At 71.6% G+C, this 22,894-nt stretch carries 24 protein-coding genes and 1 pseudogene; 16 read left to right on the top strand and 9 right to left on the bottom strand.

Annotated features, from left to right (window positions below; all coding sequences use genetic code 11):
- A pseudogene (locus tag ACR9ZG_RS09860) lies at window positions 1-250 on the top strand (amino acid deaminase/aldolase); the annotation flags it as partial.
- Entirely contained in the window at window positions 247-1,590 is a 1,344-nt protein-coding gene (locus ACR9ZG_RS09855) for a D-arabinono-1,4-lactone oxidase (RefSeq protein ID WP_481284651.1), read from the top strand. The pseudogene ACR9ZG_RS09860 and the gene ACR9ZG_RS09855, both read left to right, overlap by 4 nt.
- Before the next feature lie 219 nt (window positions 1,591-1,809).
- Here ACR9ZG_RS09855 and ACR9ZG_RS09850 read toward each other — a convergent pair whose 3' ends face one another.
- From ACR9ZG_RS09850 to ACR9ZG_RS09835, 4 genes are all read right to left on the bottom strand, one after another.
- Window positions 1,810-2,511 carry a hypothetical protein gene (locus tag ACR9ZG_RS09850; protein WP_481284650.1) on the bottom strand — a complete coding sequence of 234 codons (702 nt, stop codon included), beginning with the start codon at window positions 2,509-2,511 and terminating at the stop codon, window positions 1,810-1,812.
- A gap of 152 nt (window positions 2,512-2,663) precedes the next feature.
- Window positions 2,664-3,398, bottom strand: a complete 735-nt coding sequence (locus ACR9ZG_RS09845) for an ABC transporter permease (protein ID WP_481284649.1) — start codon at window positions 3,396-3,398, stop codon at window positions 2,664-2,666.
- Window positions 3,395-4,192 (bottom strand): ABC transporter ATP-binding protein, encoded by a 798-nt coding sequence (locus tag ACR9ZG_RS09840; RefSeq protein WP_481284654.1) that lies wholly within the window; start codon window positions 4,190-4,192, stop codon window positions 3,395-3,397. The genes ACR9ZG_RS09845 and ACR9ZG_RS09840 overlap by 4 nt, the downstream gene beginning before the upstream one ends.
- A 68-nt stretch (window positions 4,193-4,260) precedes the next feature.
- Window positions 4,261-4,887: a TetR/AcrR family transcriptional regulator gene (locus tag ACR9ZG_RS09835; protein ID WP_481284648.1), complete on the bottom strand. Its 627-nt coding sequence runs from the start codon at window positions 4,885-4,887 to the stop codon at window positions 4,261-4,263.
- Between the two features lie 152 nt (window positions 4,888-5,039).
- Between ACR9ZG_RS09835 and ACR9ZG_RS09830 the strand changes: the two genes are divergently transcribed.
- Complete coding sequence (locus tag ACR9ZG_RS09830; RefSeq protein WP_481284647.1) at window positions 5,040-5,606, top strand: LemA family protein; 567 nt, start codon at window positions 5,040-5,042, stop codon at window positions 5,604-5,606.
- Between the two features lie 7 nt (window positions 5,607-5,613).
- Complete coding sequence (locus ACR9ZG_RS09825; RefSeq protein WP_481284646.1) at window positions 5,614-6,501, top strand: M48 family metalloprotease; 888 nt, start codon at window positions 5,614-5,616, stop codon at window positions 6,499-6,501.
- An 88-nt stretch (window positions 6,502-6,589) separates the two neighbouring features.
- On the opposite strand, the gene ACR9ZG_RS09820 is transcribed toward ACR9ZG_RS09825, so the two are convergent.
- Both ACR9ZG_RS09820 and ACR9ZG_RS09815 read right to left on the bottom strand, forming a co-directional pair.
- A complete protein-coding gene (locus ACR9ZG_RS09820; RefSeq protein WP_481284645.1) occupies window positions 6,590-7,018 on the bottom strand; it encodes a hypothetical protein in 429 nt (142 codons plus the stop codon).
- An 81-nt stretch (window positions 7,019-7,099) separates the two neighbouring features.
- Entirely contained in the window at window positions 7,100-8,356 is a 1,257-nt protein-coding gene (locus ACR9ZG_RS09815; RefSeq protein WP_481284644.1) for a winged helix-turn-helix domain-containing protein, read from the bottom strand.
- Between the two features lie 160 nt (window positions 8,357-8,516).
- Here ACR9ZG_RS09815 and ACR9ZG_RS09810 point away from each other — a divergent pair, with 160 nt between their 5' ends.
- From ACR9ZG_RS09810 to ilvA, 7 genes are all read left to right on the top strand, one after another.
- Complete coding sequence (locus ACR9ZG_RS09810; RefSeq protein WP_481284643.1) at window positions 8,517-9,653, top strand: ABC transporter substrate-binding protein; 1,137 nt, start codon at window positions 8,517-8,519, stop codon at window positions 9,651-9,653.
- Window positions 9,632-10,630, top strand: a complete 999-nt coding sequence (locus tag ACR9ZG_RS09805) for an ABC transporter permease (protein ID WP_481284653.1) — start codon at window positions 9,632-9,634, stop codon at window positions 10,628-10,630. Before ACR9ZG_RS09810 ends, ACR9ZG_RS09805 begins: the two co-directional genes overlap by 22 nt.
- Window positions 10,627-11,442, top strand: a complete 816-nt coding sequence (locus tag ACR9ZG_RS09800; RefSeq protein WP_481284642.1) for an ABC transporter permease subunit — start codon at window positions 10,627-10,629, stop codon at window positions 11,440-11,442. The genes ACR9ZG_RS09805 and ACR9ZG_RS09800 overlap by 4 nt, the downstream gene beginning before the upstream one ends.
- Window positions 11,443-11,445: 3 nt before the next feature.
- A complete protein-coding gene (locus ACR9ZG_RS09795; protein WP_481284641.1) occupies window positions 11,446-12,516 on the top strand; it encodes an ABC transporter ATP-binding protein in 1,071 nt (356 codons plus the stop codon).
- An 83-nt stretch (window positions 12,517-12,599) separates the two neighbouring features.
- Window positions 12,600-13,208 (top strand): hypothetical protein, encoded by a 609-nt coding sequence (locus tag ACR9ZG_RS09790; RefSeq protein ID WP_481284640.1) that lies wholly within the window; start codon window positions 12,600-12,602, stop codon window positions 13,206-13,208.
- Window positions 13,209-13,297: 89 nt separating this feature from the next.
- Window positions 13,298-14,614, top strand: a complete 1,317-nt coding sequence (locus tag ACR9ZG_RS09785) for an AI-2E family transporter (protein ID WP_481284639.1) — start codon at window positions 13,298-13,300, stop codon at window positions 14,612-14,614.
- A 73-nt stretch (window positions 14,615-14,687) separates the two neighbouring features.
- Window positions 14,688-15,947 carry a threonine ammonia-lyase gene (gene ilvA / locus ACR9ZG_RS09780; RefSeq protein ID WP_481284638.1) on the top strand — a complete coding sequence of 420 codons (1,260 nt, stop codon included), beginning with the start codon at window positions 14,688-14,690 and terminating at the stop codon, window positions 15,945-15,947.
- 93 nt (window positions 15,948-16,040) lie between these two features.
- On the opposite strand, the gene greA is transcribed toward ilvA, so the two are convergent.
- Both greA and ACR9ZG_RS09770 read right to left on the bottom strand, forming a co-directional pair.
- A complete protein-coding gene (greA, locus tag ACR9ZG_RS09775) occupies window positions 16,041-16,529 on the bottom strand; it encodes a transcription elongation factor GreA (RefSeq protein WP_481284637.1) in 489 nt (162 codons plus the stop codon).
- Window positions 16,530-16,641: 112 nt separating this feature from the next.
- On the bottom strand, window positions 16,642-17,043 hold the full coding sequence (locus tag ACR9ZG_RS09770) for a DUF4307 domain-containing protein (protein WP_481284636.1): 402 nt from the start codon (window positions 17,041-17,043) through the stop codon (window positions 16,642-16,644).
- A gap of 114 nt (window positions 17,044-17,157) precedes the next feature.
- Between ACR9ZG_RS09770 and mca the strand changes: the two genes are divergently transcribed.
- The gene (gene mca, locus ACR9ZG_RS09765) at window positions 17,158-18,030 is read left to right on the top strand and encodes a mycothiol conjugate amidase Mca (RefSeq protein ID WP_481284652.1); all 873 of its coding nucleotides are present in this window, start codon (window positions 17,158-17,160) and stop codon (window positions 18,028-18,030) included.
- Complete coding sequence (locus tag ACR9ZG_RS09760; protein WP_481284635.1) at window positions 18,027-18,293, top strand: hypothetical protein; 267 nt, start codon at window positions 18,027-18,029, stop codon at window positions 18,291-18,293. The genes mca and ACR9ZG_RS09760 overlap by 4 nt, the downstream gene beginning before the upstream one ends.
- A 52-nt stretch (window positions 18,294-18,345) precedes the next feature.
- Here ACR9ZG_RS09760 and trhA read toward each other — a convergent pair whose 3' ends face one another.
- Complete coding sequence (trhA, locus tag ACR9ZG_RS09755; RefSeq protein ID WP_481284634.1) at window positions 18,346-19,161, bottom strand: PAQR family membrane homeostasis protein TrhA; 816 nt, start codon at window positions 19,159-19,161, stop codon at window positions 18,346-18,348.
- Between the two features lie 72 nt (window positions 19,162-19,233).
- Here trhA and ACR9ZG_RS09750 point away from each other — a divergent pair, with 72 nt between their 5' ends.
- From ACR9ZG_RS09750 to ACR9ZG_RS09740, 3 genes are all read left to right on the top strand, one after another.
- Window positions 19,234-20,028 (top strand): isoprenyl transferase, encoded by a 795-nt coding sequence (locus ACR9ZG_RS09750; protein WP_481284633.1) that lies wholly within the window; start codon window positions 19,234-19,236, stop codon window positions 20,026-20,028.
- Window positions 20,029-20,031: 3 nt separating this feature from the next.
- Complete coding sequence (locus ACR9ZG_RS09745) at window positions 20,032-21,153, top strand: aminotransferase class V-fold PLP-dependent enzyme (protein WP_481284632.1); 1,122 nt, start codon at window positions 20,032-20,034, stop codon at window positions 21,151-21,153.
- A gap of 229 nt (window positions 21,154-21,382) precedes the next feature.
- Window positions 21,383-22,732, top strand: coding sequence for a PhoH family protein (locus tag ACR9ZG_RS09740; protein WP_481284631.1), 1,350 nt, complete (start codon window positions 21,383-21,385; stop codon window positions 22,730-22,732).
- The last annotated feature ends 162 nt before the right edge of the window (window positions 22,733-22,894 follow it).

Below are 22,894 nucleotides of genomic sequence, written 5' to 3'. Positions count from 1 at the left end.
GCCCCGCGTGGTGTGGCCGACCGGGCTCGCGATGGTGGCGCGCGAGATGGCCGGGGAGGTGCAGACCCCGTTGACCGGAGCCGCGGCCGGCGTCCTGCACGTCGGCGACCGGGTCTGGTTGCGCCACACCAAGTCCGGCGAGCTGAGCGAGCACCTGAACGGATTCCAGCTGGTCGACGCCGTCGACGGTCGGGCGGCCGTCGTCGGGGAGACGCTCACCTACCGGGGTGAGGGGAGGGTCTTCCTGTGACGGGCACGGCGGTGGAGGTGCGTGCGGGCGGCGGCCGCGCGGGCGTCTGGCGCAACTGGGGCCGGACCGAGGCGATCCGGCCACGCCGGATCGAGCGCCCCGCGGGCCCGGAGGCCGTGCAGCGCGCAGTGGCCGCGGCTGCGAGCCAGGGCCTGCCGGTGAAGGCGGTCGGGGCCGGCCACAGCTTCACCGGCATCGCCGCCGCACCCGGGGTGCTGCTCGACCTCGACGCCCTCAGCGGCGTGCTCGCGGTGGACCAGGAGCGCGGCCGGGTGACGCTCGCGGCCGGGACGCGCCTCCACCAGCTCCCGCGCCTCCTCGAACCGTACGGTCTGGCGCTCGAGAACATGGGCGACATCGACCGGCAGACCATCGCGGGCGCCACCTCCACCGGCACCCACGGCACCGGCGGCGCGTTCGGCGGCCTCGCCACGCAGCTCACCGGGCTCACCCTCGTCACCGCCGACGGCGGGCTGCTGCGCATCGACGAGACCGAGAACGCCGACCTGCTCCCCGCCGCGCGCCTCGGCCTCGGCGCGCTCGGCGTCATCGTCGACGTGACCGTGCAGTGCGTGCCCGCGTACCTCCTCCAGGCGGTGGAGCGGCCGGAGCCGCTGCAGGACGCCCTCGACGGCTACCTGGAGCGCTCGGCCCGCGAGGACCACTTCGAGTTCTACTGGTTCCCGCACACCGAGACCGCGCTCACCAAGACCAACACACGCCTCCCCAGCACGGCGCCGCGCGCGCCGCTCACCCGCTGGGGTCGCTGGGTCGACGACGAGCTGCTCGCGAACGGCCTCTACCGCGGCGTCTGCGCGGTCGGCACCATCGCGCCGGCCGTCGTCCCTCCCTTCAGTCGGCTGGCGCAGCGCCTGACCGGCAACCGCGACTTCACCGATGTGTCGCCGCGCGTGTTCGTGACCAACCGCACGGTCCGCTTCCGCGAGCAGGAGTACGCCCTCCCGCGCGCGGCCGTGCCGGCGGCGCTCGCCGAGGTGAAGGCGCTGATCGAGCGCCGGGGCTGGCGGATCTCCTTCCCGGTGGAGGTGCGCTCTGCAGCCGCGGACCCCAACTGGCTGTCGACGGCGTACGGCCGCGAGACCGGCTACATCGCGGTGCACCGCTACTACCGCGAGGACCACCGCGAGTACTTCGCCGCCGTCGAGGAGATCATGCTCGACCACGACGGCCGGCCGCACTGGGGCAAGCTGCACACCCGTGACGCCGACTGGTTCCGGGAGGCGTACCCGCGGTTCGGCGACTTCCTCGCTGTCCGCGACCGGCTCGACCCCGAGCGCCGGTTCGCGAACGCGTACCTGCGGCGGGTGCTGGGGGAGTGATCATCGGGACCCTCTTCGCGCCCAGAGTGCTGCGACCATGGCTCCCGCGAGGCATGCGCCGCCGAGCAGCCAGAGGATGCCCGCGAATGCGGCCGGAAGGGCCTGACTCACCACGATGGCCGCCGCTCCTGCCGCGGCCAGGGACACGGTCATTCGCCGGGCGCGTTGCGCGGTGCGGCGGTGGCCTGTCGATTCAGCTGACCGATTCATGTTGGTCATTCACGAGTTCAGGTTCGCCGTGGTGATGCAGAACGAGACCGTACCGCTGAACCCTGCTGAGGCGGCGCCCAGGCAGCCGATGCAGCCGATCCCGGCCGTGACGACACAGACCGCCGCGCATGCGAGCGAGATGCCGGCGATCGCCCAGGCTGCCACACCTGCGTTCGAGAGGCACTGATTGAAATTCCCCCACCAGTCGCCCTTCTTGTAAGCACGGCTCGCTAGCGGGGGCCCAGCGGTCTTGCCCTCGGCCGTGACGATCTGGTCCATCACGAGGCCTCCATCGATCCACGATTGCACGCGCCCGGAGTCTGCCGTCACCGGGGAGAACACCCACTGGCTGGACCCGGCGATCGACCCGTTCTCGTCGAAGACGACGGAGACGCTGCTCTGTTCGAGCACGCCTTGGCCGGCGGCCGCCGGGATGCGCAGCAGTCGAGTGGTGTCGCCGACTCGCCACGCGGTCGCTCGCTCGGTCGACAGCTCGAGACCACCCTGCGGCTCGATCCCGCCGGCGAGCGCTCGCGCGAGGAGGTCTGCAGTGTCGCTCGCCGCAAGCGCCGCCCAGCCATCGACGTCCGCCTTCATCGACTCCAGTGCTGCTTTCGACTCCGCCGCCGTCACGCCCGACGGCATGAGGAGGGCGTTCTCGTCGGCGTTGGCTGGGAGTGCGCCTGCCCCTGCGATGATCAGAGCCGCCATCAGCGCGATTGCGGCTCTCGCTCCGTGTCGTAGTGCCAAAGTCCGTCGTACCACAGTGACCTCCATGGGTTTGAGATTTAAGATGTGGCACTAGTATGTGAGATCCGAAGAATCACAGCAATAGCGTTCATACCTCCGTGACGTTCTAACCGCTACGCCGTCCGCCGCTGCAGCGTCAGCGACCCCACGATCACGGCCCCGAGCGAGAAGGCGCCGATGATCAGCAGCTGGCCGCCGATGTACGCCGCGTCCTCCGAGTTCGTGGCGACGGCGTTGAGGGCGTCGATGGCGTGCGACAGCGGCAGCCAGTCGCTGATCGCCTCCAGCACGTCCGGCAGCTGGTCGCGCGGCAGGAAGATGCCGCCGAGCAGGATCTGCGGGAAGATCAGCAGCGGCATGAACTGCACGACCTGGAACTCGGTGCGGGCGAAGGCGCTCGCGAACAGTCCCAGCGTGGTCCCGAGGATCGCATCGGCGACCGCGACCGCGAACAGCAGCCAGGTGCTGCCCTCGATCTCCAGTCCGCACACCCAGACCGCCATCGCGACGGCGACCGCCGACTGGACGACGGCGAGCAGGGCGAAGGCCAGGGTGTAGCCGAGGATGAAGTCGCCCTTGCCGAGCGGCATCGCGAGCAGGCGCTCCAGGGTTCCGGTGCGGCGCTCCCGCAGCGTGGTGATGCTCGTGACCAGGAACATCACGACGAACGGGAAGAGCGCCAGCATCGCCGGCCCGATGGTGTCGAAGACGGTGGTGTCGGTGAAGATCCACGCGACCAGCCCGATCAGCAGGCTCGGGACGACGACGAGCAGCCCGACGGTCCGCGGATCGTGCCGGATCTGCGTCAGCACGCGCTCGGTGGTGGCGAGGGTGCGGGTGGCGTTCATCGGCCGGCCTCCTCGGTGCGCTCCGGGTGTCCGGAGTCGTCGCCGCCCGGCTGCGCCTCGTCCAGGGCGTGCCGCGGGTGGCGCCGCCGCAGCAGCGCGAGGAACGCCCCCTCCGCGTCGGCGGCTCCGGTCTCGGCGAGCAGCTCCTCCGGCGTCTGGTCGGCCAGGATGCGCCCCTCCCGCATCAGCAGCAGCCGGTCGCAGCGGGTGGCCTCGTCCATGACGTGACTGGAGATCAGGAGGCTGGTCCCCGCGTCCGCGAGCCGGTGGAACAGCCCCCACAGGTCCGCGCGCAGCAGCGGGTCGAGGCCGACGGTCGGCTCGTCGAGCACCAGCAGGTCGGGGGAGCCGAGCAGCGCCGCGGCGAGGGAGACGCGGCTGCGCTGCCCGCCGGAGAGCGTCGACACGAGCTGCCCCGCGTTCGCGCCGAGATCGGTCGCCTCGATGGTGCGCCCGACATCCTCCTTGCCGGCGCCGAGCACGCGCCGGAAGTACGTCAGGTTCTGCGTGACGGTGAGGTCGTCGTAGACGCTCGCCGCCTGGGTCACGTACCCGACGCGATGGCGCAGGGCCGACGACCCGGCCGGCTGGCCGAGCACCTCCACCGTGCCGCCGCCGATGCGCTGGACGCCGACGATGGCGCGCATGAGCGTCGTCTTGCCGCAGCCGCTCGGCCCGAGCAGGCCGACGACCTGCCCGCGCGGGATGTCCAGCGTGAGCCCGTCGAGCACGGTCGTGCGACCGCGGCGCACGCGCAGCCCGGCGATGGAGACCGCGGGATCGGGCGAATTCATCATGTGCTGAATTATTCGCCGCCGCGACCGCGTGCACAAGAGCGGAGCGAGCCGGTGGAAGGCGGAGCTCAGGCGAGCGGCGCCTCCGGATAGCCGAAGAGGTGCCACTGCAGCACCGGGCCGATCCGCCGCGCCAGCTCGTCGGGCGAGGCGCTCGCGATCGGCTCGAGGCGGAGGGCGAACCGGGTCATCATCAGCCCGACCAGCTGGGAGGCGGCGAGGTTCGCGCGCAGGGCGGCGTCGGGTCCGTCGTTGAGCGCCGCGAGCTGCGAGAAGACCTCCCTGGTGAGGAACTCGCGCACCATCCGCGTGCCGGGGCCGCTCCCGAGCACCGTCCGCAGCACGACCACCATCCGGCCCGCCGCCTTCGGGTCGCCGAGCTGCTCCAGCAGGTAGCGCACCAGCCGCTCGCCGATCTCGTCGCGCGGGGCCGCGAGCACGACCTCCAGCATCCGGTCGGGCCGCAGCGGCGCCTCGAGCGCGGCGGCGAACACGTCGGCCTTGCCGTCGAAGTAGTGGTGGACGAGCGCCGAGTCGACCCCTGCTCGGCGGGCGATCGCGCGGAGGGAGGCCGCCTCGTAGCCGCGCTCGGCGAACTCGTCCGCCGCCGCCCGGAGGATCGCGGTGCGCGCGGACGAGGCGCCGCGCTCCTTGCGCGGACGGCCGCGCGGGCGGCGTTCGGCGATCTCGCTCACGGGGACATTGTGCACCCTCGCGGCGCCGTCCATGCGTCCGCCCGGTGCTTGCTTCGAGTGTGATGGGAACGCGGTGAGAGGCCGGTCGGCCGCCGATAGGATGTGGTCTGCGCACCGTCCTTCACCGCGCCCCACGCAAGGAGTACCCGAACATGGAATGGCTCATTCCGGTCATCATCGTCGTCGTGATCGTCGCGATCATCGGGATCTACTTCTGGGCCACCTACAACTCGCTCGTCACCCTCAAGGTGCGCGTCGACGAGGCGTGGAGCGACATCACGGTGCAGCTCAAGCGGCGTGCCGACCTCATCCCGAACCTCATCGAGACGGTCAAGGGCTACGCGGCGCACGAGAAGGGCGTCTTCGAATCCGTCACCCAGGCGCGCGCCGAGACGCTGTCCGCCCAGGGGCCGGCCGAGGCGTCCGTCGCCGAGGGCCACATGCAGACCGCGCTGAAGAGCATCTTCGCCGTGGCCGAGGCCTACCCGCAGCTGCAGGCGAGCCAGAACTTCCTGCGCCTCCAGGCCGACCTGGTCGACACCGAGGACAAGATCCAGGCGTCGCGCCGGTTCTACAACGGCGGCGTGCGCGAGTTCAACACCAAGATCCGCGTCTTCCCGAACAACCTGTTCGCCCGGCGCCTGGGCTTCAGCGAGCGCGACTTCTTCGAGGTCGACAACCTCGCCGCCATCGCCGAGCCTCCGCGCGTCCAGTTCTAGGGCGTCGATGTACAGGGCGATCGCCAGGAACAAGCGCAACACCGTCTTCATCATCCTGCTGTTCCTGGTCCTCATCGGTGCGCTGGGATGGCTCGCGGCGTGGTTCTACCAGAGCTGGTCGATCCTCGCCTTCGTGCTCATCGGGGCGGTGGTCTACGCCGCCTTCCAGTACTTCATGGCGAGCAGCCAGGCGCTGAGCATGGCGGGAGCGATCCCGATCCAGAAGGCGGACAACCCGCGGCTGTGGAACATCGTCGAGAACCTCTCGATCACCACGGGCACGCCGATGCCGGCCGTCTACATCGTGAACGACCCGGCGCCGAACGCCTTCGCCACCGGGCGGGACCCGCAGCACGCGTCCGTCGCCGCGACGACCGGACTGCTCGACATCATGACCGACGCCGAGCTGGAGGGCGTGATGGCGCACGAGCTCGGGCACGTGCGCAACTACGACATCCGGCTGTCGATGATCGTGTTCGGCCTGACGGTGGCGGTGGGGTTCATCGCCGACATGATGCTGCGGATGGCCTTCTTCGGCGGCAACAACCGCAACAACAACAACGGCGGGGGCAACCCGGTCGTGCTCGTCTTCGGCCTCATCGCCCTGGTCGTGGCGCCGCTCGTGGCGACTCTGGTCCAGCTCGCCGTGTCGCGCCAGCGCGAGTACCTCGCCGACGCGACCGGCGCCATGACGACGCGTCACCCGGACGCCCTGGCGAGCGCGCTGCTGAAGCTGGAGGCGTACGGGCGCCCGATGCGCAAGCAGAACTCCTCGATGGCGCACCTCTGGATCGCCGAGCCGCTCCGGCCGAGCATCACGGCGCGCCTGTTCAGCACCCACCCGCCGATCCCCGAGCGCGTCGACCGCCTCGAGAAGATGGGCGCCGGCTTCTGAGCCCACAGCCGAGTACGCGCGGATTCGGCCCGGAACCGCCGAGTACGCAGAGAGTCCGCGTACTCGGAGGCAGGCGACGGGACGGGCGCTACGGCTGCTGAAGGTCGGCGGAGCCGGTGTAGCGGTAGCGCACGCGCGTGCCGGTGCGCGGCTCGTCGAGTGGCCGCCACTCGGTGCCGATGTTCGACTCGCCGTCGGTGACCGAGATGTCGCGGATCGGGTCGGCGGGCTGCCCGTCGATGAAGCTCGTGATGACCTCCGCGTACACCTCGCCGTCCGTGCCGAGCAGGACCGCGATGTAGTGGTCGGACTCCCGCACGAGCGAGGCGCGCACCCACAGCCGGTCGTCGAACTGGACGAGCGCACCGCCCTCGATGGCGGCCCCGGGCTTGACCCCGGTCACGATCCCGTCGAGCCAGTGATCGCCATCGGGATAGGAGTAGAGCTCCCGCATCGGCTGTTCGTAGTCGGCCTCATCGGCCCCGTCGGCATTCAGATACTCCAGCGGTGACGTCATGCCTCGAACCCTACTCCCACCGTCCGCCACCATCCTTTCCGGACTTCTGCCCGGGACACGCCGGACGGGGACGTGCGCAACTCAGGAAGCGATGGCGCGGCCGGCGAGGGCACGGGCGAGCGCCGGCGCGAGGTCGCCCCGGGCGCCCTCGCTCACCGCGACGGACTCGAGGCCCTGCCAGGCCGCCGTCTCGTGCAGCAGCGGCACCAGCCGGTCGAGGGTCGCGGGAGGCGCGCCCGGCTCGGTCCACGCGGACTGCACCCGCAGCACGCCCGCCTGCCGGTCGCTCTTCAGGTCGATGCGGCCGACGAGGGCGTCGTCGAGCAGGATCGGGAGCGAGTAGTACCCGTAGACGCGCTGCGGCGCGGGCGTGTAGATCTCGATGCGGTAGTGGAAGCCGAACATCCGCAGCGCCCGGTCGCGGAACCACACCACCGGGTCGAACGGCGAGAGCAGCGCCGCCGCCTCGATCCGGCGCGGCGTGCGGGCGTCGCGGTGCACCCACGCGGGGATCGGCTTGCCGCCCGACTCCCAGCCGGGCACCCGCACGGGAAGGAGCTCGCCCGCCTCCTCCAGGTCGCGGATGGCAGCGGCGGCCGGCGCGCCCTTGATGCGGTAGTAGTCGGCGAAGTCCTTGGCCGTGCCGATGCCGTGCGCCACGGCCGAGCGGCGGATCAGCTCGCGGACGGCGTCCTCCCGGTCGATGGTCCGGTCGAGCGCGGTGGACGGGAGCACATCCTCCGCCAGGCCGTAGCGGCGCTGGAACCGGGTGCGCCCGGCGATCGCGACCTCGCCGAACAGGAACAGCGACTCCAGCGCCCGCTTGACGCCCGACCAGCCCCACCACGGGCCGGTGCGCGTGTTCGCGTCGTGCTCGATCTCGCCGGCGACCAGCGGTCCGTTCGCGGCGAGCTCGCGCCGCAGCCACTCCACCGTGTCGCGGTTCTGCGCGAACCACCCGTCGGCGGCGCCGTACCGGGCGCGGTAGTCGGCCATCCGCCAGCCGAACAGCGGCCAGTCCTCCTTGCGCATGAAGGCCGCCTCGTGCGCCCAGTACTCGGTGTGCGGGCCGCGCGCGTCGAACGTGAGCCGGTCGAGCAGCGTGCGGTCGTAGCCGCCGAGCCGGGCGAAGACGGGGAGGTAGTGGCTGCGCTCGAAGACGTTGACCGAGTCGATCTGCAGCAGCCCCAACCGGTCGATCACGCCGTTGAGCTGCCGTGTGCCCACGGCGGCCGGCCGCGGCCTCCCGAATCCCTGGGCCGCGAGAGCGATGCGGCGCGCAGCTGCCGGGGAGACCGACGCCGGAGAGACGCGAGCGGGGGACACCTGATCGACCACGTGTAGACCCTATCCGCCCCCGCCGACACCCCGCGCGGACGGCGGTCACCCCGCGTTCACCGTCCGGCCACCGCCCGCTGGCCCGCGCGTCTCCCGCCGTCCCTACGGTGATCGCGGATCGGGAAGGCCCGGTCCGCAACCCGTATCTGGAGGACATTCCGTGATCACCAAGCGCACGCGCGCCGTCGGCCTCGCCGCCGCGGCGACCGTCGTCGCCCTCTCGCTCGCCGCCTGCTCGGGCGGCGCGAGCGCCGACACCGCCGACAGCGAGAAGATCGCCACCGCCACCGACGCCGCGTCGGCCGGCGGGATGGACGCGCTGGTCAAGGCCGCGAAGGCCGAGGGCAGCCTGAACATCATCGCGACCCCGGGCGACTGGGCCAACTACCAGGAGATCTTCGACGGCTTCACCGAGAAGTACGGCATCACGATCAACCCCAGCCAGGACAGCGCCTCCAGCCAGGAGGAGATCGACGCCGCCGAGAAGCTGAAGGGCCAGGACACCGCCCCCGACACGTTCGACATCGGCTCCTCGGTCGCCCTCGCCAACACGGACTACTTCGCGCCGTACAAGCCGGCCGGGTTCGACGACATCCCCGACTCGCAGAAGGAGAAGGACGGCCTCTGGAAGGTCGGCTACTACGGCGTGATGGCGGTCGGCTACGACGCCGACAAGATCAAGAACCCGCCGAAGACCTTCGACGACCTCCTGAAGCCGGAGTTCAAGGGTGCCGTCGCGCTGAACGGCAACCCGACCCAGGCGGCTGCCGCGGCCGGCGCCGTCGCGTACGCCACGCTGCAGAACGGCGGGTCGCTCGACGACCTGAGCGCGGGCGTGGACTGGTTCTCGAAGCTCAAGAAGGCCGGCAACTGGAACGCCGCGGACGGCAAGCCCAACACCATCGCCTCGGGCGAGACCCCGGTGCTGCTCGACTGGTCGTTCAACCAGAAGGGCTACGCCACCTCCGACACCATCAAGGGCGGCGGCGTGGACTGGAAGTACGTCGTGCTCCCCGGCACCGCGTACGTCGGCTACTACAACCAGGCCATCAACAAGGACGCGCCGCACCCGGCGGCCGCGCGCCTGTGGGAGGAGTACCTCTACAGCGACGCCGCCCAGAACGCCTGGCTGAAGGGCGGCGCCTACCCGGCCCGCGTCGACGCCATGCAGAAGGCGGGCACCCTCGATGAGAAGGAGTTCCCCGGAAAGCTCGACGACGTCGCCGTGATGACCGACGAGCAGGCGACGAAGGCCGGCGAGCTGCTCAACTCCACCTGGGCCAACGCGGTCGGCTGATGACCGGGACCATCGCCGGCGCGGTGGCGCCGGCGGTCGAGAGCGCCGCCGCCGGGACCCCTGCCGAGCAGGGGCCCCGGCGGCAGCGCCCGTCGCGTGCGCGGCGGACCCCCGCGCGGGGCCCGCGCCGCGGCGGGCTCGCCGCCGTGCTCGGCCTCACGCCGTTCGCCTTCTACGTCGTCGTCTTCCTCGCGATCCCGACCCTCGTCGCCGTCGGCAGCGGGTTCGTGGACGGGGAGGGCCGGTTCACCTGGGCGAACCTCAGCGGCCTCGCCGAGCCCGCCATCGCCGGGTCGTTCCTCGGCGCCTTCTGGCTCTCCGCGGTCACCGCCGTCGTCGGAGCCGTCGCGGGCGCCGCGCTCTGCTTCGCCCTGCTCGGCAGCCGGGCGGGTGGCGTCGGCCGCTCGCTCGTGGACTCCGCCAGCAGCGTGCTGGCCCAGTTCGGCGGCGTCATGCTCGCCTTCGCGTTCATCGCGACCATCGGGGCGCAGGGGCTTGTGACCGTGCTGCTCCGCAACCAGTTCCACGTGAACATCTACGAGAACGGCGTGTGGCTCTACAGCGTGCCCGGCCTCATCCTCCCGTACCTCTACTTCCAGATCCCGCTCATGGTGATCACCTTCCTCCCGGCGCTGGAGGGGCTGCGCCCGCAGTGGCTGGAGGCGACGGCGACGCTCGGCGGCGGCCGCTGGACCTACTGGCTGCGGGTCGGCGGCCCGATCCTCCTGCCGTCGTTCCTCGGCAGCCTCCTGCTGCTGTTCGCGAACGCGTTCTCGTCGTACGCGACGGCCGCGGCGCTCGTCGGGCAGGCCAACAACATCGTGTCCCTGCAGATCCGGCAGGCGCTGATCAGCGAGACCGTGCTCGGCCGGGCGAACCTGGCCGGTGCGATGGCGCTCGGGATGCTCGTGGTCATGATCGTCGTGATGCTCGCGTACTCCGCGCTCGTCCGGCGCACCGCGCGGTGGCAGCGATGACGCGCGGCGCCCGTCCGTTGCGGCTCGCACCGGGGCCGGCGACCACGGCGGTCATCTGGACCGTGCTCGGCGTCTTCTTCCTCGTCCCGCTGGTGTCGATGGTGGAGTTCACCCTCCGCACCGCGAAGCCGGGCGTCTACACGGTCGACCGCTGGGTCGCCGTGTTCAGCGGCGAGACGCATCGCGACGACCGCGTGTACCAGGGCCTCGGCAACTCGCTCGTCCTCGCCGCCGTCACGGTCGCCATCGTGCTGCTGGTGCTGCTGCCGACGATGGTCCTGGTGGAGCTGCGGTTCCCGCGCCTGCGCCGGCTGCTGGAGGGCGTGTGCCTGCTCCCGATCATGATCCCGGCGATCGTCATGGTCGTCGGCCTCGCCCCCACCTATGCCGTCGTGACCGACGTGTTCGGCTCGGGGTCGTGGACGCTCGCCTTCGCGTACGGCATCACCGTGCTGCCGTACGCCTACCGCGCGATCCAGGGGAGCGTCGCGGCCACCGACCTGGTGACGCTCACCGAGGCGGCCCGGTCGCTCGGCTCCGGCTGGTGGACGGCCTTCTGGCGCGTGATCGTGCCGGGCCTGCGCCGCGGGATCCTCGCCGCCGCCGCGCTGTCGGTCGCGGTGGTGCTCGGCGAGTTCACCATCGCGTCGCTGCTCAGCCGCGTCAACCTGCAGACCTCGCTGCTGCTCGTGTCGCAGTCCGACCCCTTCGTCGCGGTCATCTTCGCGCTCCTCGCGCTGGTGTTCGCATTCGTCCTCCTCGTCGTCGTCGACCGCGTCGTGTCGGTCCGGCGGCGCACCGCGAAAGGCTGATCCGTGTCCGTACTCTCTCCCTCCCTCGCCGCCGGCCCCGCCTCCCGCCGGGGGAGCACCGTCGAGCTGCGCGGACTCGTCCGCGACTTCGGCGGCGGCGTCGGCCTGACCGGGCTCGACCTCGCCGCCGGTCCGGGTGAGTTCATCGCCCTGCTCGGGCCGAGCGGGTGCGGCAAGACGACCGCGCTGCGCGCCCTCGCCGGGCTCGAGCGGGTGGACGGCGGCAGCATCCTCATCGACAGCCGCGACGTGACGGGGGAGCCGGCCAGCCGACGCGATCTCGGAATGGTGTTCCAGTCGTACTCGCTGTTCCCGCACCTCGACTCCGCCCAGAACGTGGAGTTCGGCCTCCGGATGCGCAAGGTGCCCGCCGCCGAGCGCCGCCGCCGTGCCGCCGAGGCGCTCGACCTCGTCGGTCTGGGCGGGCACGGCTCCCGGTACGCCCACCAGCTCTCCGGCGGTCAGCAGCAGCGCGTGGCGCTCGCGCGGGCCCTCGTCACGGAGCCGCGCGTCCTGCTGCTCGACGAGCCCCTCTCGGCGCTCGACGCCAAGGTGCGCGTGCAGCTGCGGGACGAGATCCGCCGCCTCCAGACCGAGCTCGGCATCACGACGTTCTTCGTGACGCACGACCAGGAGGAGGCGCTCGCCGTCGCCGACCGGGTCGCGGTCATGCGCGCGGGCGCCATCGAGCAGATCGGGTCGCCGGAGGAGCTGTACCACCGCCCGGCCACGGCCTTCGTGGCGGAGTTCGTCGGGCTCACCAACCGGGTCCCCGGCACGGTCGCGGGAGGGCTGCTCAACCTCCTCGGCGGCCCGGTTCCGCTGGCCGCGCCGGCGGCCGACGGACCCGTCACCGCTTACGTGCGCCCCGAGGACGTACTGCTCTCGGCCGACGGCGTGCCGGCGACCGTGCTGACGACGAGCTTCCTCGGCGCCGTCCGGCGCACCCGCGTGCGCCTGGAGGACGGGACCGAGCTGGCGGTGCAGCACGGGACGCGTGAGCACCCGGCGCCCGGCGAGCGGGTGAGCGTCGCCCTCGCGCCCACGCCGGTGACGGTGGCGCCCGCGGCCTGACGCCGACGGCCTGGCACCTGCCGCCGGTCCGCCGGGCACGTGCGGTCTGGTGCGACGCGCGGAGGCGGCAGTACCCTGCGCGCATGTCGGACCAGGCCAGCACCAGCTACACGCCCAGCGTCGACGCCGAGATCACCGACGCCGTCCAGTTCGAGACGTTCGACCGGACGCTCTCGCCCCACGACGTGGCCACGCGGCTGCGGCTCGACCAGGTCATCCACCTGCCGTGGTGGTTCCTCCCGATCGACACGATCAGCCCGACGCACACGGTCGGCAAGGGCAGGACGAACCTGACCGTCATCGCCCCGGACATCCTGCAGACGGATACCACCGGCACGCCGTACGCGTCGTTCGCGTTCCGTCCGGTGCCCTCCGGCGGGCCGGGCGTCTCCGTGCACTTCGAGCCCGCCGCCTACGGCATCACGAGCACGCAGACCTACCTGGTGGAGTTCCTCATCGCGACCAGCGGACCGGTGACGCTCTCCGTCAACGGATACGCCGGCGCGGGCACTGTGAGCGGCACCGGGACCAAGACGGTCAGCGGCAACGTCGCCGTCGTCGTAGGACTGCAGAACGTCCCGGCCGCGCACACGACCTACGCCTCCATCCAGCAGACCTCGGCGGGAGGCTCCTGGCAGTGGTTCCGCACGGCGATCGAGCGCCCGCCGCTGGTGTTCGAGCCGTCGCCCTGAACCGGCCGACTGTACGCCCGCTGTGAAGGCGCGGCCAGCCGCCGGGAGTCGGGCCGGTGCCCGCGGGCGTGGAGCCTACACTGACGAACATGTCCGACAGCGAGACCCCCGTCCCGTCCTCCACCGCGAACGAGCCGGCCCCGGCCGCCGGGTCGCCCGTGGGCGCGAACGGCGTCCCCGGCGACAACCGGGCGCCGGCCCGCTCGCGGTTCCTGCGCCGCCGGAACGACGCGGCCGCGCGCGCGATCGCCCCCGCGCCCGCGCACACGGAGCCGATCGAGGCGTCGCTGCCGCGCGGCGTCCGGCTCGGCGCCGCCTGGTCGTGGCGGCTGCTCGTGATCGGCGCGGCCATCGCGGTCCTGCTCTTCCTCATCGTGCAGCTGCGGCTCATCGTGATCCCGGTGCTCATCGCGGTGCTGCTCGCCGCGCTGCTCGTGCCGTTCAAGGACTTCCTGCTGCGCCACCACTGGCCGAAGTGGCTGAGCGTCGTGGTGCCGCTGCTGGCCACGGTCGTGGTCGTCGGCGGGCTGTTCTATCTGGCGATCTGGTCGGTCACCCGGCAGAGCGACGACCTGCGCACCCAGGGGGTGCAGGCCTACGACGACTTCCGCGCGTGGCTCACCAGCGGACCGCTCGGGCTGAGCGAGGCGCAGATCAGCGACGCGCTGTCCTCGCTCCTCAAGTCCATCCAGGAGGACAGCCAGGTGTTCATCTCCGGCGCGCTGTCGGTGAGCTCCACGCTGGGCCACGTGGTCACCGGTGCTCTGCTCACCATCTTCAGCGTGCTGTTCATCCTCATCGACGGCCGGGGGATCTGGGGCTGGGTCGTGCGGGTCTTCCCGAAGCGGGCACGGCCCGCGGTCGACGGCGCCGGACAGGCCGGATGGCAGACGCTCAAGAACTTCGTGAAGGTGCAGATCCTGGTCGCCTTCATCGACGCGGTCGGCATCGGCATCGTCGCGTTCTTCCTCGGGCTGCCGCTGGTCATCCCGATCTCGGTGCTCGTCTTCCTCGGCTCGTTCATCCCCGTCGTCGGCGCCGTCGTCACCGGCGCGCTGGCCGTCGTCGTCGCGCTCATCTTCAAGGGCTGGGTGTTCGCGCTCATCATGCTGGCCGGCGTCCTGCTGGTTCAGCAGTTGGAGGGCCACGTCCTGCAGCCGCTCATCATGGGCACCGCGGTGAAGGTGCACCCGCTCGCCGTTGTTCTCTCCGTCGCGGCGGGCTCGCTCCTCGCGGGCATCCCCGGCGCCCTGTTCGCCGTCCCGTTCGTCGCCGTGCTCAACGTCATGGTCCACTACATCTCCAGCGGGGTGTGGCGGAACCGCGGGGATACGCCCAGCGCGGAGCCGCCGTACCGGCCGATCTGGCAGACCGTGCCGCAGGCGGTGCGGCGCTCGCCCTCCTGACGCCGGACCACGCGGTGGCAGCCGCGGGAAGCGCATACACCGCCCGGAATACAGCGGCGGGTAGGCTGAGCGCGTGGCAACCGTGACCGATCCCACGCGCACTCCGTTCGCCGGGCCCAGCCTGGACGAGATCGAGGCCGCGCGCGCGATCGTGGGCCGGGTCGCCCGCACGACGCCCCTGGAGAGCTCGCGGTTCCTCGCCGAGGTGCTCGGAGCGCCGGTGCTGCTCAAGTGCGAGAACCTCCAGCGCACCGGGTCGTACAAGATCCGCGGCGCCTACCACCGGCTGTCCAAGCTGAACGCCGAGGAGCGCGAGCGCGGCGTCGTCGCCGCCTCGGCCGGCAACCACGCGCAGGGCGTGGCCTTCGCCGCCCGCGAGCTGGGCATCCACGCCACGATCTTCATGCCGGTCGGCGTCGCCATCCCCAAGTTCCAGGCCACCAGGGCCTACGGGGCGGATGTGGTGCTGAGCGGCAGCATCGTCGACGAGACGCTGCGCGCGGCCGCGGAGTTCGCCGAGCAGACCGGTGCGGTGCTCATCCCGCCCTTCGACCACCCGGACGTGGTCGCCGGACAGGGCACCCTCGGCCTCGAGCTGCTCGACGAGGCGCCGGACGTCGCCACGGTCGTCGTGCCGATCGGCGGCGGCGGCCTGATCTCCGGCGTCGCGAGCGCGATCAAGCAGCGGGCGCACCGGGAAGGACGCAGCATCCGCGTCATCGGCGTCCAGGCGGCCAACGCGGCCGCCTACCCGGCGTCGCTGGCGGCGGGGGAGGTCACCGAGATCGCGCCCATTCCGACCATCGCCGACGGCATCGCGGTCAGCCGCCCCGGCACGCTGAACTTCGAGATCATCAAGGCCGCGGTCGACGAGGTCGTCACGGTGAGCGAGGACGACATCGCCCGCGCGCTGCTCGTGCTGCTGGAGCGGGCGAAGCTCGTCGTGGAGCCGGCGGGCGCGGCGGCGGTCGCGGCCATCCTCGCCGGGCACGTCCCGGCCGACGGCACGACCGTCGCGATCCTCTCCGGCGGCAACATCGACCCGCTGCTCATGCAGCGCGTCATCGGGCACGGCCTCGCCGCCTCCGACCGCTACCTCAAGCTCACGATCATGCTGCCCGACCGCCCCGGCCAGCTGGCGCGCATCGCCGAGCTCCTCGCCGGTGTGAACGCGAACGTGGTGGAGGTGCTGCACACGCGGCACGGACGCGGCCTCCAGCTCAGCCAGGTCGAGCTCGACGTCAGCGTCGAGACGCGCGGCACCGAGCACCGCCAGCAGGTGATCGCCGCCCTCCGCGCCGCGGGCTACGACCCGGTCGTCGACGACGAATGACGAAACCGCCGAGTACGCGCATTCTCTGCGTACTCGGCGGTTTCGTCTCGAATCCGCGCGTACTCGACGGGGTCGGTACGCGCAGGGCGCGGGTCACTGGCCCGCGTAGGTCTCCACCTTGGTGACCTCGACGGCGATCTGACGGCCGTTCGGGGCGGTGTACTCGGTCGAGTCGCCGACCTTCAGGCCGAGGATGGCCAGGCCGAGCGGGCTCTGCTCGCTGTAGACGGGGAGGTCGCTGCCGGCCGCGATCTCGCGGTTGCCGATCAGGAAGACGCTCTCGTCGCCCGCGATCGTCGCGGTGATGACGGTGCCGGGCTCGACGACGCCGTGGCTCTCGGGCGCCTCGCCGACGGTCGCGCTGCGCAGGAGGTTGGTGAGCTGGACGATGCGGGCCTCGATCTTGCCCTGCTCCTCCTTGGCCGCGTGGTAGCCGCCGTTCTCCTTGAGGTCGCCCTCCTCGCGCGCCGCCTCGATGCGCTTGGCGATCTCGTTGCGGCCGTTGACGCTGAGCTCCTCGAGCTCGGCCGCCAGGCGGTCGTACGCATCCTGGGTCAGAAAGGTGACCTGAGAGTCGGACATGATGATCTCCTTCGCTCCCACGGCCGAGGCCGCGTGGGCAGATCGTCGGGGGAAGGACCCCCTGGGTAAAGTCGACGCCCCGACCTCGTGGCCGGGGCGTATCCAGAGAATGCTAGGCCAGCCAGCAGGCGTTAATCAAACCCGTGTTGCTCTGCTGCACCGTCCGGATCGTCTCGGTGTGCGTGGTCTCGCGGCGGTCGGAGCCGGGGTACTGGACGATGCGCCAGCCGACGATCGCGAAGTCCTCGTTCAGGGCCTGGATCGCGCAGGTGACCGGTGCGCCTGTGGGAGCGCTGATCGAGAAGGAGATGTCGACGTGATGGGCGTCCTTGATGACGAACGCGGTGTCCGTCGCCTCCAAGTCGGCCTGGTCGTTGTCCCAGCCGGCCCACACCACCCAGGCGCCCACGATGGCGACCAGCGCGACGAAGCCGCCGCCGAGCAGCCAGCGGTCGCGGCGCCGGCGCTCCGGGGTGCGGCCGTAGCGGCGATCGATGCTCTCCGTCACCGCCATGCTGGTCGCGTCCGCCTCTCTCGTCGAAGTGCAGGGCCGCCGCGGGCGCGACGGTAGGCTGGATCCAGACTAGGAGATGAAGCTGTGAATCCCGCACGCCCGTCCCGCCGGCTCATGGCGGTCCACGCCCATCCCGACGACGAGTCCAGCAAGGGAGCAGGCACCTACGCCGCGTACGCCGCCCGCGGTGACGAGGTGATGATCGTGAGCTGCACCGGCGGCGAGCGCGGCGACATCCTGAACGAGAACCTCGACGCCCGCTCCCGCGCGATGGCCGCCCGCGACATGGCCGGGCTGCGCCGCCGCGAGATGGCCGCGGCGCAGGCCGTGCTCGGCGTCCAGCACCGCTGGCTCGGCTATGTGGACTCGGGGATGGCGCGCGAGGACGGCACGCATCCCTTCGGCTCCTTCGCCGCGCTGCCGGTCGAGGACGAGCTGGCGCCGCTGGTCCGCCTGGTGCGCGAGTTCCGCCCGCACGTGATGATCACGTACGACGAGAACGGCGGCTATCCGCATCCCGACCACATCCGCGCCCACGTCATCGGCGTCGCGGCGTACCACGCGGCGGCCGACCCCGACCGCTTCCCCGAGCTGGGGGAGCCGTGGACGGTGTCGAAGCTCTACTACGACCGCATCTTCAACGGCGAGCGCATCCGCGCGGTGCACGACGCGCTGCTCGCCGCGCAGCCGTCGTCGCCGCTGCTGGAGCGGATGCGCGAGATGCGCTCGTGGCTGGACGACCAGCCGTCGCTCGTCACGACCCGCGTCCCGGTCGGCGACGTCCTGGAGACCCGCGACGCGGCCCTGCGCTCGCACGCCAGCCAGGTCGCACCGGACAGCACCTTCTTCTTCTGGCCCAACGACGTGCTGCGCACCGCGTGGCCGACGGAGGAGTTCCAGCTCATCGACTCGAAAGTGGAGAGTTCCATGCCAGAGACCGACCTCTTCGCGGGGATCGACGCCGACACGGCGGGAGGCGCCGCGTGATCGCCGACACCCTCCTCCGCGCCTCCGTGTGGCTGGCCGCGACGCCCACGCCGACGCCGTCGGGCGCGCCGGACGACGACCTCGTGACGCCGGGCGTCGCGGGCTTCATCGTCACGTTCCTCGTGGCGGTCGCCGCCGTGCTGCTGGCGCTCGACATGGTGCGCCGCATCCGCCGCGTGCGCTACCGCGCAGAGATCAACGAGAAGCTCGACGCCGAGCAGGCGGCGGAGGGCGACGAGCGTCCGGACGACCAGACCCGCTGAGCCGGCGGGCGCCGGGGCGGCTGGGCGCCGGGGCGGCTGGGCGCCGGGCCGGCTACGCGTTGTAGGCGGGGTGCAGCGCGATCAGGAGCGTCGCCGTCCAGTGGCAGAGGAAGGCGAGCACCGTCAGGGTGTGGAAGATCTCGTGGAACCCGAACACGCCGGGGATCGGGTTCGGCCGCTTGAGGCCGTAGATCACCGCGCCGATGGTGTAGAAGATCCCGCCGACGAGCACCAGGACCATCATCGCGACGTTGGCCGCGACGAGGTCGCCGAGGTACATCACCGCCGCCCAGCCGAGCGCCACGTAGATCAGCACGTACAGCCAGCGCGGGGCGTGGATCCAGAAGACGCGGAACCCGATCCCGATCAGCGCGCCGCCCCACACCAGCGACAGCAGCAGGATGCCCTTCTCCGGCGGGAGCGCGAGCACGGCCAGCGGGGTGTACGTGCCGGCGATGAGCAGGAAGATGTTGGCGTGGTCGATGCGCTTGAGCAGGACCTTCGTCCGCGGCTTCCAGTTGAAGCGGTGGTAGAGCGCCGAGTTGCCGAACAGCAGCATCGACGTGAGCATGAAGACGGCCGACGCCCACTTGGCCGCTGCGCCCTCGGCCAGGCAGATCAGGACGATGCCGGCGGCGATCGCCACCGGGAAGGTGCCGGCATGGATCCAGCCGCGCCATTTCGGCTTGAGCTCCCCGGTGGCCGCCTGCGACGCGTCGAGCAGCGGGATGTTGGGGATGTCCGGGCCCTCGCGGTCCGCAGCCGCCTCATCCGCCTTGACGGCGGCATCGGCGGGCGAGAGCTCCGCGGCCGGCTTGCCGAGCTGTTCGGCGACGTCCTCGTTCTCAGGGCGGTGGCGGGGCGACATGTGCCAACACTACGGGAGGCCGGTGGCCGGATGCTGTGAGTCGATCCGGCGCCGGAGCGCTAACGTAGCAGCGTGACCAGACGCAGTTCCGCCCCGGGCAGCGGGCTGCTGTACGGGCTGTACCAGAAGCGCCTGCGCCGCGAGCTCGCCGGCCTCGGCCCCGAGGCGATGCCGCGGCACGTCGCCATGATCATCGACGGCAACCGGCGCTGGGCCCGGCAGGCCGGGCTCACCACGGTCGCCCACGGCCACCGCGCCGGCGCCCAGAAGATGCGCGAGTTCCTCGAGTGGTGCGACGACCTCGGCATCGAGGTCGTGACGCTCTACCTGCTCTCCTCCGACAACCTGACCAACCGCGAGAGCGGCGAGCTCTCCGACCTCATCGAGATCATCGCCGAGCTGGCCGACGATCTCTCCCGCTACCGCGACTGGCGGGTCAAGCACGTCGGCTCGACCGCCGGTCTCCCTGCCCCGCTCGTCGCCGCACTGACCGGGGCGGAGGACCGCACGGCGGGCAACACCGGCCTCCACATCAACCTCGCGGTCGGCTACGGCGGCCGCAAGGAGATCACGGACGCCATGCGCAGCATCGTCGCCGCGCACCACGCCGACGGCGGCAGCCTCGAGACGCTCGCCGACCTCCTCACCCCCGACCTCATCGGCGAGCACCTCTACACCGGAGGGCAGCCGGACCCCGACCTGGTCATCCGCACGTCGGGGGAGCAGCGGCTCAGCGACTTCATGCTCTGGCAGAGCGCGCACAGCGAGTTCTACTTCGTGGAGGCGCTCGGTCCCGACCTGCGCGAGGTCGACTTCCTGCGCGCGGTCCGCGACTACTCCCGCCGCCACCGACGGTTCGGGGGCTGAGGCGTGACGACGATCGAGGAGTTCGCGCGCGGCTTCGGCGAGGAGCCGGGATACCTGGACTACGGGAGGGTCGGCCCGCTCTCGACGGCGGTGCGCACCGAGGCCGCGGCCCAGCTGGAGATCCTCGGCCGCGCCCGGTTCGGCACCATCGACCGGCTGCGCGCCGAGGACCAGCGCGTCCGCGACGCCGTGTCGGCGCTGACCGGTTTCGCCGCCGACAGCATCGTGTTCCAGCCCAACGCGACGAGCGGCCTCATGCATGCCGCGTTCGGGCTCACCGGCGGGGAGGTGCTGCTCTCGCGGGCGGAGTTCCCGAGCGTCACGTACGCGGCCGTCCGGGCGGCGCAGGCGATGCACGTGGTGACCCCGCGCTGGCTGGAGACGGACCACGCGCGCGTCACGCCCTCCGTCATCCGCGACCAGCTCACCTCCGCCACCGCAGCCGTGATGGTGAGCCTGGTCGACTCCCGCACGGGCTACCTGGCCGACATCGACGGCATCCGCCAGGTGATCGGCGACCGGCTGCTGATCGTCGACGCGATCCAGGGCTTCGGCGTGGTCGACGCGCCGTACGAGGTGGCCGACGTCGTCGTCTCCGGCGGCCAGAAGTGGACGCGCGCGGGCTGGGGGACCGGCTTCCTCGCGCTGAGCGAGCGCGCGCTGGAGCATCTCACGCCGGTCTTCAGCGGCTGGGCGGCCACCGCGGCGGAGGGCCAGACCTGGGACGAGGTCATCGATCCGGCGCCGACCGCCAAGGCCTTCACCGTCTCCAACCCTGACAGCATCGCCCAGGCCCGGTTCGCCGCGGCGCTGGAGGAGGTCGCAGCCGTCGGCGTCGCCGCCGTGAGCGACACGGTCGCCGAGAACGTCGAACGCGTGCTCGAGCTCGCCGATGACTTCGCCCTGCCGGTCGGCTCGTCGCGCTCGCCGGCCGAGCGGGCGGGGATCGTGGTGCTGGAGCCGCTGCCGGAGCACCTGGCCGCACTGAGTGCGTCGCTCTACAACCACGGGGTCACGGCGACGGTGCGGTCCACCGGCGTGCGGATCAGCGTGCACGCCGGGACCACCGAGGAGACGCTGGACATGCTGCGGGCGGCGTTCACGTCGTTCGCGTCGGCGGTGTGAGCGGCCGCGCGTCCCGGCCGGGTGCGCCATTCCCAGAACTGGGGGCGGATGTTCACCTGATGGAAACACGACACGCGGCCTCCACGCCCGTGCGTGTCGGTGGCGCGGCGTAGGTTCAGGGCATCGGGCATGGCGCCCGATCGAGACGGCCACATAAGTTCGCCTCGGAACGGAAGCGGCCGGCTCGCCAACTGAATCCGCCGGCTCCTGCGGGAGCGGCGGGGTGGGAGTGGTCGTGGCTGAATCAGCAACCCGGCAGTTCGAGTCGGCACCCGGCGGCACCAGGCAGGACGAGCGCACGTACGTGCTCGACACGTCGGTGCTGCTGTCCGACCCCAAGGCGATCTTCCGATTCGCCGAGCACGCTGTCGTCATCCCCGTCGTGGTCGTGAGCGAGCTGGAGGGCAAGCGCAACGACCCCGAGATCGGGTACTTCGCCCGGCAGGCGCTGCGCAACCTCGACGACCTGCGCGTCCAGCACGAACGGCTCGACTTCCCCATCCCCGTCGGCGACGGCGGATCGCTGCGCGTCGAGCTCAACCACTCCAACATGTCGGTCCTGCCGAGCGGCATGCAGCTGAACGACAACGACTCCCGCATCCTCGCGGTCGCGCTGAACCTCTCCAACGACGGGCTCGACGTCACGGTCGTCTCCAAGGACCTGCCCCTGCGGGTGAAGGCGGCCTCCATCGGCCTCTCGGCGGAGGAGTACCGGCACGAGCAGGCGGTCGAGTCCGGCTGGACCGGGCTCGCCGAGGTCGACCTCGGCAGCGAGAAGATGGCGGAGCTGTACGAGGAGGAGCGGCTCACGACCTCCCTCGTGGCCGACCTGCCGGTGAACACCGGGCTGGTCATCCACTCGGACCGCGGCTCGGCGCTCGGCCGGGTCGTCGGGCGCGGCGAGGTGAAGCTCGTGCGCGGCGACCGCGACGTCTTCGGCCTGCACGGCCGGTCGGCGGAGCAGCGCCTCGCCATCGACCTCCTGCTCGACCCCGAGGTCGGCATCCTCTCGCTCGGCGGCCGCGCCGGCACCGGCAAGTCGGCGCTCGCCCTGTGCGCGGGCCTGGAGGCGGTGCTGGAGCGGCAGCAGCACAAGAAGATCATGGTCTTCCGCCCGCTGTACGCGGTCGGCGGCCAGGAGCTCGGCTACCTGCCGGGCGACCAGGGCGAGAAGATGAACCCCTGGGGCCAGGCCGTGTTCGACACCCTCGGCGCCCTGGTCTCGCAGAACGTGCTCGACGAGGTGCAGGACCGCGGCATCCTCGAGGTGCTCCCGCTGACGCACATCCGCGGCCGGTCGCTGCACGACGCGTTCGTGATCGTCGACGAGGCGCAGTCGCTGGAGCGCAACGTGCTGCTCACGGTGCTCAGCCGGATCGGGCAGAACTCGCGGGTGGTGCTCACGCACGATGTCGCCCAGCGCGACAACCTGCGGGTGGGCCGCCACGACGGTGTCGCGTCGGTGATCGAGACGCTGAAGGGGCACCCGCTGTTCGCGCACATCACGCTGACCCGCTCGGAGCGCTCGGCGATCGCCGCGCTCGTGACCGAGATGCTGGAGGGGAACGAGCTGGCGTAGACGCGGGGCGCGGTCCCGGGGGCCGCGGTCCCCGGAGGCGGTCCGTGGTTCGTCCCGCGTCTCGGCGAGGCTGTGGAGAAGCGGGGCGGCGGCGGTACTTCAGGTGGAAACCGGTCGGCGGCCGGCGGTCCTCCCTAGCGCTGTCTCTTATACACATCTGAC

The organism is Leifsonia sp. KNZ12-8B (genome assembly GCF_056755495.1).
This window is presented reverse-complemented; position numbering and strand designations above follow the sequence as displayed.